Origin of the sequence: Nocardioides sp., assembly GCF_035481145.1 — a bacterium.
Classification (GTDB): domain Bacteria; phylum Actinomycetota; class Actinomycetes; order Propionibacteriales; family Nocardioidaceae; genus Nocardioides.
Genome location: NZ_DATIHB010000214.1, coordinates 18,903 through 29,042, shown reverse-complemented (window position 1 = coordinate 29,042; position 10,140 = coordinate 18,903). Strand labels below are relative to the sequence as shown.

Sequence of the window (10,140 nt, the reverse complement as noted above, 5' to 3'; positions counted from 1 at the left end):
CGTCGGCGAGGACGTCGAGAACATCCTGCTCAAGCTGATCCAGGCCGCCGACTACGACGTCAAGAAGGCCGAGACCGGCATCATCTACATCGACGAGATCGACAAGGTGGCCCGCAAGGCGGAGAACCCCTCGATCACGCGTGACGTCTCCGGTGAGGGCGTGCAGCAAGCCCTGCTGAAGATCCTCGAGGGCACCTCCGCCTCCGTCCCGCCGCAGGGTGGTCGCAAGCACCCGCACCAAGAGTTCATCCAGATCGACACCACCAACGTGCTCTTCATCGTCGGTGGCGCGTTCGCGGGCCTGGAGCACATCATCGAGCAGCGCGTCGGCAAGAAGTCGCTCGGCTTCACCGCCGAGGTGCGCGGCCAGGAGGAGCGCGAGGCCCAGGACCTCCTCTCCCTCGTCCGTCCCGAGGACCTCACGAAGTTCGGCCTGATCCCGGAGTTCATCGGTCGACTTCCGCTGATCGCGGCCGTCTCCAAGCTCGACCAGGACGCGCTCGTGCAGATCCTGACGGAGCCGAAGAACGCCCTCGTCAAGCAGTACCAGCGGCTCTTCGAGCTCGACGGCGTCGAGCTGGAGTTCACCGATGAGGCAGTGCAGGCGATCGCCGACAAGGCCCTCGAGCGGGGCACCGGTGCGCGCGGCCTCCGCGCGATCATCGAGGAGACCCTGCTCTACGTCATGTACGACGTGCCCTCCCGTGGCGACATCGCGCGGGTCGTCGTGACCGGCGAGGTCGTCACTGACGGTGTCGAGCCGACCCTCGTGCCCCGCGACGAGGAGCCGAAGAAGAAGAAGTCGGCCTGACCCGAGGCGCCCTCCTCCGTCCTGCCGGCGCCGCTACCGGGCGATGCTCGCGCCGGCGGTGGACACGTCCTAGTCCTTTCGGGCCATTTCCGGGCGGTAGCCGACTGGTTGACCTCCGAACGGAGGACACTGGTCGAGGAGGACCTGAGGGAGGACGACATGGACGCCACGCATGCCCGGCCGATGACGGCCTACGCCGCGCTCTGCGCGGCTGCCGTCGTGGTCCTCGCGCAGGGTCTGAGCACCTCGACGCCCGTCGCTGACACCATCGCCCAGACGGGTCGCCCGGGGTGGACCTACGGCGCGCCCGTGACGCTGGCAGCCAAGCACCTGGCCGACCGGGTCGGTGACCTGAGCACGGTCGTCGTGAGCGCGGCGGTTGCCCCGGCAGTCGCCGCCGCGCCCGCCGCCCGCACCCCTGCCCAGCAGGAGGCCACCCGTGCTGCGATCAGCTCCACGGGCTCCGCATCTGCCAGGAGCCGGGTCGCGAAGCCCGTCACGATCGAGCCCGCCACCCAGGGCTTCCGCACCACCGGACCGTCGAAGGTTCAGGAGCGGGCCTCGGTCGACCGCACGTCGCACCGGGCCTCCGCGAAGGACGTGCGCAAGGCCAAGCGGAGCTCCGCGAAGGACGTGCGCAAGGCCCACCGGGCCGCCCGCCGCCGCTGACCGACTCCCTCCTCCAACCCGCCGAAGCGGCGCGGACCTGCAGGGAAACCCCGCCGAGGCGGCGCGGACTCACGCACCAACCCCGCCGAAGCGGCGCGGACCTACGCGAAGACCCCGCCGAAGCGGCGCGGACCCACGCGAAGACCCCGCCGAAGCGGCGTGAATTCACGCCGCCTCGACGGGGTCTGACTGCAGGTCCGCGCCGTCTCGGCGTACGGCCGGAGGTCAGGAGGCGGGCTGCTCCGCGACCTCGGCCGTGACGACCAGGTCGCCCTCCGCCTCGGTGTAGACGACGTCACCGGTGATCTTGCCGGCCGCGCAGAGGTCGGCCTCTGCGCCACGGACGATGTCGAGCACCTCGGCGGGACCGGCGAACTCGACCCGGGCCAGCTCGGTGCGCATCGAGACCTTCGCCTGCGACTTGGCGCCACGGATGCCCCCCAGCGCCGACGCGACCACCGCGACGGCCGAGCCGTCCGCGGCGCCGGCAGAGCCCATCTCGAGGACGGTCGGCCACGTGGCGTGGTGGACCGACCCCTGCTGCCACCATGACCAGACCTCCTCCGTGACGTAGGGGAGGAACGGCGCCAGCAGGCGCAGCTGGACGTGGAGCGCCAGCGCGAGCGAGGCCTTGGCCGACTCCTGCTCAGCAGCCGGGATGGTGCCCTCGCGGTTGTAGGCGCGCTCCTTGACCAGCTCGAGGTAGTCGTCGCAGAACTCCCAGAAGAACTTCTCGGCGACCTCGAGGGCGGTGGTGTAGTCGTAGCCCTCGAACGCCTCGGTGGCACGACGGACGACGCCGGCCAGGCGGCCCAGCAGCGCGACATCGACCTGCTCGGTCACGGCGACGGGGTTGACCACCGTCGCGCCGACGCCGAACTCGCTGTCGAGGACGAAGCGGGAGGCGTTGAGGACCTTCATCGCCAGGCGGCGCCCGACCTTCATCTGCGACTCGTCGAACGGCGAGTCCAGCCCCGGGCGCGCCATGGCAGCGCGCCAGCGGACGGCGTCGGCGCCGTACTTGTCGAGGATCTCGGTCGGGACGACGACGTTGCCCTTGGACTTCGACATCTTCTTGCGATCGGGGTCGACCACGAAGCCGGAGAGCATCGCGTGCTTCCACGGCACCGAGTTGTCCTCGTGGTGGGCGCGGACGACGCGCGAGAAGAGCCAGGTGCGGATGATGTCGTGACCCTGGGTGCAGAGGTCCATCGGGTAGACCGCTGCCCACAGGGCGGGGTCGGTCTCCCAGCCACCGGCGATCTGCGGGGTGAGCGAGGACGTGGCCCAGGTGTCCATGACGTCGGGGTCGCCGATGAAGCCACCGGGCTTGCCGCGCTGTGCCGCCTCGAAACCGGAGGGCGCATCGGTCGAGGGGTCGACCGGAAGCTCAGACTCCGTCGGCACGATCGGGTTCGCGTAGTCCGGCTCGCCCTCGGCGTCGAGGGAGTACCAGACCGGGAACGGGATGCCGAAGAAGCGCTGGCGCGAGATCAGCCAGTCACCGTTGAGGCCGCCGACCCAGTTGTCGTAGCGGTGCTGCATGTGGGCCGGGTGCCAGTCGATCTGCTTGCCATCCTCGACGAGGGCGTCGCGCAGGTCGGCGTCGCGCCCGCCGTTCTTCACGTACCACTGGCGCGTGGCGACGATCTCGAGCGGCTTGTCGCCCTTCTCGTAGAAGTTCGTCATGCGCTGGGTCGGCTTCGGGTCGCCGTCGAGGTCGCCCGTCTCCCGCAGGAAGGCGACCATCTGCTCGCGTGCGGAGAACGTCGTCTTGCCGGCGAGCTCCTCGTAACGGGAAGCGCCGTCTCCGGACAGCCACTCCGGGGTCTCGCGCAGCAGGCGCCCGTCGCGGCCGATGACCGTGCGCACCGGGAGCTGCAGCTCACGCCACCAGGTGACGTCGGTGAGGTCACCGAAGGTGCAGCACATGACCAGCCCGGAACCCTTGTCGGGCTCGGCGGCCTCGTGGGCGAGGACAGGGACCTCGACGCCGAAGACCGGCGAGGTGGCGGTGGTGCCGAAGAGGTGCTGGTAGCGCTCGTCGTCGGGGTGGGCGATCAGCGCGACGCAGGAGACGATCAGCTCGGGGCGGGTCGTCTCGATGAAGAGAGGGGAACCGTCGGGCGCGTGGAAGGCCACCCGGTGGTACGCACCGGCGTACTCGCGGGACTCGAGCTCGGCCTGGGCGACGGCGGTCTGGAAGGTGACGTCCCACAGCGTCGGCGCCTCCTGCAGGTAGGCCTCGCCACGGGCGAAGTTGCGCAGGAACGCCTTCTGGGAGACCGCCTGGGCCTTCTGGCCGATGGTCGTGTAGGTCTCGTTCCAGTCGACGGAGAGGCCGAGGGTGCGCCACAGCGACTCGAAGACCTTCTCGTCCTCCTCGACGAGCTGCTCGCAGAGCTCGATGAAGTTGGGGCGCGAGACCGGGATCTGCTTCTTCGGGTCGGGCTTGGCCGGCGGCTGGAAGTCGGCGTCGTAGGGGAGCGACGGGTCGCAGCGGACGCCGAAGTAGTTCTGCACGCGCCGCTCGGTCGGCAGGCCGTTGTCGTCCCAGCCCATCGGGTAGAAGACGCTCTTGCCGGTCATCCGCTGGAAGCGGGCGATGACGTCGGTGTGGGTGTAGGAGAAGACGTGGCCGACGTGGAGCGAGCCGGAGACGGTCGGCGGCGGGGTATCGATGGAGTAGACGTTCTCGCGCGGCTGCGACCGGTCGAACTTGTAGGTGTCGTCGGCCTTCCACTGCGCGGCCCACTTCGCCTCGAGGCCCTCCAGCGCCGGCTTCTCCGGTACCGCGATGACGCTGCTGGCGCCGACGACGGCGTCCTCAGTCGTCTCGGGGGCGGCGTTCTGGGGAGTCTCAGTCATGCGCGGGAGTTTACGGCGGCGGCGCTGGCCTGCGAAAACGGGTTGGCGCAGGTGGGACGGGGTGCAAAGGTGCAGGGCGTGACCACCGACCGCGGCGTACGACTCGACTTCCTCACCTCGCCCTCCGCCTTCCTCGATACCGCGGGGGAGTGGCTCTCCCGCGAGCCGGTGATCGGGACGGTCGTGGCGACGATGGCGCAGCGAGGGCTCGCCGCAGTCCGGTCGGGCCTCGCCCTGCCAGCTGACGACTGGTGGCTGGTGGTGCGGGACGGTCCGGAGGTCGTCGGCGCGGGCATGCGCAGCGCCCCCTTCACGCCACGACCGCTCTTCCTCCTCCCCATGCCCGACCAGGCGGCGGTCGCCCTGGCCCGGGCCCTCGTCGAACGTGGCGAGGAGGTGCTGGCGCTCAACGGTGCTCTGCCCGCCACACGGGTCTGTGCTGATGAGCTCGCGCGGTTGACCGGCCAGCGGGTCGAGGTCGCCGTGCAGTCGCGGCTGCACCAGGCGCCGCGCGTCGTACGACCGAGGGAGCCGGAGGGTCGCCTCCGCCAGGCGACCCTCGCCGAGTTGGGGCTCGCGCGGCGGTGGTTCGCGGCGTTCCTCGCCGAGGCGGACGCGCAAGCAGGCCGGCCGGCAGGCAGCCACGCGGGCGAGGTCCCGCGGCCGGAGGAGATGCGGAGCCGACTCGAGGACGGCCAGATCTGGCTGTGGGAGGTCGACGGCGAGCCCACCCATCTGACCGCCCTCAACCCGCCGAGCTTCGGCGTGGCCCGGATCGGACCGGTCTACACGCCGCAGGAGCACCGCGGTCACGGGTACGCCGGAGCGACGGTCGCTGCGCTCACCGAACGGGTGCTCGAGGCCGGCGACGTCCCGTGCCTCTTCACCGACCTCGCGAACCCGATCAGCAACGCGCTCTATGCCCGGATCGGCTACGAGCCGCTGGTGGACATGGCGAACTTCGTCCTGACGTGAGGACGGCATGATTCAGGGGGCGTTCAGGTGGGGTCGGGCACGATGACGCCATGCGGGTGCTGGTGGTCGATGACGAGCGTCGTCTGGCGCGTTCACTGAAGCTCGGTCTGGAGGCCGAGGGGATGGCCGTCGACGTGGCCCACGACGGCACCGACGGCCTGTGGCTGGCGCGCGAGAACGCCTACGACGCGATCGTGCTCGACCTGATGCTCCCCGGTGTCAACGGCTACAGGGTCTGCGAGACCCTGCGGGCGGAGGAGAACTGGACCCCGATCCTCATGCTCACGGCCAAGGACGGTGAGTGGGACCAGGTCGAGGGCCTCGACACCGGAGCAGACGACTACCTGACCAAGCCGTTCTCCTTCGCGGTGCTCGTCGCGCGCCTGCGAGCGGTGGCGCGGCGCGGCGCGCGGGAGCGCCCCACCGTCCTGGAGGCCGGTGACCTGCGGCTCGACCCCGCCCAGCGCCGCGCCTGGCGTGGTGACACCGAGCTCTCCCTCACGTCGCGGGAGATGTCGCTGCTCGGGTTCTTCCTGCGGCACAAGGGCGACGTGGTCTCGAAGCGGCAGGTGCTGGACTCGGTCTGGGACGACGACTTCGACGGCGACCCCAACATCGTCGAGGTCTACGTGAGGCACCTCCGCAACAAGCTCGACCGGCCCTTCGGCCGGGAGGCGATCCAGACCGTGCGCGGCGCCGGCTACCGGCTCGCCAGCGACGGGGGCTGAGGTGGTGGCCTCCCTGGACGAGGTGACGAGCCGGCGCGAGCACGCCGGGTTCCGCGGAGGCGTGCGGCTGCGTGCGACCTGTGCGGCCGGCCTGGTCGCCCTCGTCGCCTTCGCTGCCGGTGGCGTCGTGCTCTGCCTCGGGCTCTACACCTCCCTCGCGAACGCCGCCGAGTCGGCGGCGGAGAGCCGCGCAGAGTCCCTGGCGAGCACCATCGGCACGGCCGGTGCGCGGGCCCTGCCGGCGGTGGACGAGGACCCGGAGGACGACGACGTCAGCGACCTCGCCTGGCAGGTCGTCGACGTCGGGGGTGCGGTCGTGGCGGCTGCCGGCACGGGAGGCCTCGACCTTCCTCGCACGGGCGGGCGCACCACCCTCGACGAGGACCGGTACACCGTGGAGGTCGAGATCGCGGAAGGGCCGGACGGCCAGCGGTACCTCGTCACGGTCGCCTCGTCGCTCGAGGACGCGGAGGACTCCCTGGATGCGCTGCTCCCCGTGCTCGCAGTGGGGGTCCCGCTGGCGGTGCTCTTCGTCGCCGGCACCACCTGGGTGGTCGTGGGGCGGGCGCTGCGTCCGGTGGAGCGGATCCGGTCCGAGGTGGCCGGCATCAGCGCGGCGGGGCTGCACCAGCGCGTGCCGGTGCCGCCGTCCCGTGATGAGATCGCCCGGCTCGCACAGACCATGAACGCGATGCTCGACCGGCTCGAGGAGTCGGCCGTCCGGCAGCGGCAGTTCGTCTCCGACACCTCCCACGAGCTGCGCTCGCCCCTGGCCGGCCTGCGCCAGACGGCCGAGGTCGCCCGGGCCCATCCCGCTGCTGTCGCGCCCGACGACCTGGTGACAGCCGTGCTCGACGAGACCGCGCGGATGCAGATCCTCGTCGACCAGATGCTGGTCCTCACCCGCACCGCGGAGGGCGGGGCACGGCGTACCGAGGTGGACCTCGACGACGTCGTGCTCGCCGAGGCGTCCCGCCTGCGCCGGCTCCGTGCCGACCTCGAGGTGGAGAGTCGCAACGTAGAGGCGGCCCGGGTCGTGGGTGACGCCGCCGCCCTCGCGCAGGTGGTGCGCAACCTCGCCGACAACGCCGTACGACATGCGCGCACCCGCGTCGCCTTCTCCCTGCGGGCGGGCGAACGGGTCGAGCTCCTCGTGGACGACGACGGGTCCGGCGTGGCGGAGGCTGACCGCGAGAAGGTCTTCCACCGGTTCGTCCGGCTCGACGAGGCCCGCACCCGGGACGCGGGTGGCTCCGGCCTCGGGCTCGCCATCGTCCGTGAGGTGGCGACCGCTCACGGCGGCACGGCGTCGGTCGAGAGCCCGGTGGCAGGCGGCGCGCGGTTCCGCGTGGAGCTTCCGCCGGCTCCTGAGCGTTCCTGAACGCGCCTTCAGACGACTTCAGGCCTCCTTCAGCGATGTCCCGGCACGGTGGTGCCACCACCCCGGGTGAAGCGCCCGGGACACCGAACGGAGTGAGTCCATGGGCATCCAGATCCCTCGCAAGCGCATCATCGTCCCGACCATCGCCGCAGTCGCCGTGCTCGGCATCGGCGGCGGTGTCGCCTGGGCCGTCACCGAGAACGACGAGCGGCTCACCGGCAGCCAGGGCCAGCGCGCCGAGGAGGCTGCGCTGGCCGAGGTCGGCGGCGGCCGGGTGCTCGAGGCGGAGGTCGACGACGACGGCGGCAACCGCCACTACGAGCTCGAGGTCGTCGACACCGAGGGCACGGCCTGGGACGTCGTCCTCGATGAGGCGTTCCAGGTGGTCGTCGCGGCCGAGGACGACCGGGACGACGACCGTTACGACGACCGCGACGACGGCCGTTACGACGACCGCGCGGACGTAGCGAACGACGGCGCGGAAGGCTCCCGGGAGGCCGACGAGCAGCCCGTGACCGCCGAGGAGCGCCAGCGCGTCGGTGCTGCGGCCGCGGGCGCCGTCCCTGGCGGCAAGGCCGTCGACGTGGACCGCTCCGACGACGCCGGCACCGCGTGGGAGGTCGAGGTGCGGGACGCGCAGGGCCGGGACTGGGACGTCACCCTGGACGCGCAGCTCGCCGTCCTCGACTCCGTCCGCGACTGACGTCGCGGACGGTCCGCCTCACCGACGGCTGAAACGGTCCCCGAGGAAGTGCTCGATCGCGGCGACCGGGTCGCCGACCTGCTCGGTCTCCACGATGAACTTGACGGTGTGCTCGCCGCCGGCACCGGTAAACGTGAGGACGCCGCGGTCCAGCATCTTCTCCCGGTACGTCGCTGCGGTGATCTCGTCCCAGCGGAGCAGCGTCGTGTGGGGCGAGGCGAGCAGCCCGTCCACCCCCTCCTTGAGTGCCTGCTTGATCAGCGCCTTGCCGGCGTTGCCGACGACCGCCGTCTTGCCGACGGCGATCCGGTCGGCGACGCCTGCCTTGCGGACCGCGACGCCCTCGCCCAGGACGACCAGCGTGCGGTAGCGCCCACCGACCGGGGCGCACGCCGCGAGCAGCTCATCCGCGGGAGGAAGGTCGCGTCCGGGCAGCGTCACCTCGAGGTCGGCCGGCGCCTCGAGGTCGACGCCGCGGACGGCCAGCCACTCCGTGAACGCCGGCACCGCGGTGGGGTCGTTGGCCGCAGCGATCGCCGGTTGCCACGGGTTCACCTCGACGTCGGCAGCATCGGCAAAACGCCAGTCGCCGTCCCAGTTGAGCCGGTGGCCGGCTCGCTCGGCCGTGACGAGCTGGCTGGCGGCGAGGTCGCCCGTCAGTCGGCCGGCGGCGTTGCGCAGGGCGTCGTCGTCGCCGTCCGGGTGGAGCGGCCGGATCAGGTCAGCGGCGCGGCCCTCGCGGAAGATGGCGAGTGCACCTGCGAGGTCCGGCGATGCGCCGGCTGCCTGCAGCTGCGCCCGGATGACGCGGGCATTGTGGTGGACGGTGTCAGCGCCAACGAGTGGCACGATCGCCTCGAGGGGCGCGGCCGCCCGCCGGTCGCCCTCCCAGAGCGCATCCTGGGCGAGCACGAGGGTGCCGGGCGCCATCAGGGAGATGGCCGGACCGGAGGTGTCGGCGGCGGAGGGTTGCCCGATGGCCTGGAGCTGGCGCACGCGCTCGCTGGTCGGCGGGTGTGAGTCGAACACGCTCCGCGGGCCCTCGGAGGCGTCCGCGCGGACTTCGGCCAGCTGCTCCTGACGGGTCGGGCTGGCCAGGAAGGCAGCGAAGCCCTCGTAGAGGTCGGTCGGTCGGTGGCCGACCGCGCTGCCGAGGTCGGCGTACGCGTCGAGGTAGAAGCCCCAGGCGCTGTCGATCGGACGAAGCTCGCGGAGCGCGCCGGCGGCGATGTCGGAGCCGACGAGCGCAGCGCTGAGGCGGTCGGCCTCCAGCTCCTGCCGGCGGCTGACCGTGTGGGAGACCGCGTAGTACAGGCGCGCATAGAGGGAGAAGAGCTTCGCGGTCCACGAGTCACCCAGGCCGGTGAGCACGCGTGCGATCGCTTCCTGGCCGCGGTAGGTGATGGCACCCAGCGCGGTGTGCTTGCCGCTGTAGTGGCCCAGCTCGTGGGCGAGGACCGAGCGCAGCTGGTCGCGGGAGAGGCCGAGGAGGAGCGGAACGCCGAGGTACATCCGGCGTGTGCCGCTGATCAGGCCGAGCCACTTCGCCTCCTCGGACACGGCGGCGTTGACCTCGGGGACGAGCCGGATCTCGTCCGGAGCGCGCGTGCCCGCGAAGTCGGCGATCGCTCGGACCTCCGACCACAGGGCCGGCTGCGCGGTCTCGGTCAGGAGCATCCCCGGGGGCTCGCCCTTCGCCTTCTTGCGCCGTCCGAAGAGGGCGCGGATGACGACGTACCCGATCACGAGCGCGAAGATCCACAGCTTGCCGAGCGCGTAGCCGCTGACACCAGCCTTCGTCAGCGCCACAGCGCCCCACACCAGCCCCAGGACGATGGCGAGTGCGAAGACGTAGAAGCCGACGAGGAGAGCGAGCGCGAGAAGGGCTCTGGTGGTGTGCTTCACAGGATGCTCCAGGGGCGGCGGGCAGACCCCCTGTCCGCCCGTTTCACCCGGATCGTAGAGGCGTGCGCGGGCACGCGGGGGCGGATCGGTGAACGCTCCG

At 71.6% G+C, this 10,140-nt stretch carries 8 protein-coding genes; 6 read left to right on the top strand and 2 right to left on the bottom strand.

Going from position 1 to position 10,140, the window contains the following annotated elements:
* Window positions 1-811: ATP-dependent Clp protease ATP-binding subunit ClpX (gene clpX / locus VLF38_RS17320; protein WP_325272485.1), on the top strand; the 811-nt coding region annotated here is incomplete at its 5' end.
* Between the two features lie 159 nt (window positions 812-970).
* The gene (locus VLF38_RS17315) at window positions 971-1,480 is read left to right on the top strand and encodes a hypothetical protein (protein ID WP_325272484.1); all 510 of its coding nucleotides are present in this window, start codon (window positions 971-973) and stop codon (window positions 1,478-1,480) included.
* A 225-nt stretch (window positions 1,481-1,705) separates the two neighbouring features.
* Here the strand turns inward: VLF38_RS17315 and valS are convergent, their stop codons facing one another.
* Window positions 1,706-4,348, bottom strand: a complete 2,643-nt coding sequence (gene valS, locus VLF38_RS17310) for a valine--tRNA ligase (RefSeq protein ID WP_325272483.1) — start codon at window positions 4,346-4,348, stop codon at window positions 1,706-1,708.
* Between the two features lie 78 nt (window positions 4,349-4,426).
* Between valS and VLF38_RS17305 the strand changes: the two genes are divergently transcribed.
* The 4 genes from VLF38_RS17305 (at window position 4,427) to VLF38_RS17290 (ending at window position 8,135) form a co-directional block, all read left to right on the top strand.
* The gene (locus tag VLF38_RS17305; protein ID WP_325272482.1) at window positions 4,427-5,323 is read left to right on the top strand and encodes a GNAT family N-acetyltransferase; all 897 of its coding nucleotides are present in this window, start codon (window positions 4,427-4,429) and stop codon (window positions 5,321-5,323) included.
* Between the two features lie 50 nt (window positions 5,324-5,373).
* The gene (locus VLF38_RS17300; RefSeq protein WP_325272481.1) at window positions 5,374-6,051 is read left to right on the top strand and encodes a response regulator transcription factor; all 678 of its coding nucleotides are present in this window, start codon (window positions 5,374-5,376) and stop codon (window positions 6,049-6,051) included.
* Between the two features lie 4 nt (window positions 6,052-6,055).
* Window positions 6,056-7,432: a sensor histidine kinase gene (locus VLF38_RS17295; protein WP_325272480.1), complete on the top strand. Its 1,377-nt coding sequence runs from the start codon at window positions 6,056-6,058 to the stop codon at window positions 7,430-7,432.
* A gap of 100 nt (window positions 7,433-7,532) precedes the next feature.
* On the top strand, window positions 7,533-8,135 hold the full coding sequence (locus tag VLF38_RS17290) for a PepSY domain-containing protein (protein WP_325272479.1): 603 nt from the start codon (window positions 7,533-7,535) through the stop codon (window positions 8,133-8,135).
* Window positions 8,136-8,153: 18 nt separating this feature from the next.
* Here VLF38_RS17290 and VLF38_RS17285 read toward each other — a convergent pair whose 3' ends face one another.
* Complete coding sequence (locus tag VLF38_RS17285; protein ID WP_325272478.1) at window positions 8,154-10,040, bottom strand: M48 family metallopeptidase; 1,887 nt, start codon at window positions 10,038-10,040, stop codon at window positions 8,154-8,156.
* Window positions 10,041-10,140 lie beyond the last annotated feature (100 nt).

Excerpts from the sequence above, each read along its gene's own strand:
- VLF38_RS17300 (WP_325272481.1), top strand. The coding sequence starts at position 5,374 with ATGCGGGTGCTGGTGGTCGATGACGAGCGTCGTCTGGCGCGTTCACTG.
- VLF38_RS17315 (WP_325272484.1), top strand. The coding sequence starts at position 971 with ATGGACGCCACGCATGCCCGGCCGATGACGGCCTACGCCGCGCTCTGC.
- valS (WP_325272483.1), bottom strand. The coding sequence starts at position 4,348 with ATGACTGAGACTCCCCAGAACGCCGCCCCCGAGACGACTGAGGACGCC.
- VLF38_RS17290 (WP_325272479.1), top strand. The coding sequence starts at position 7,533 with ATGGGCATCCAGATCCCTCGCAAGCGCATCATCGTCCCGACCATCGCC.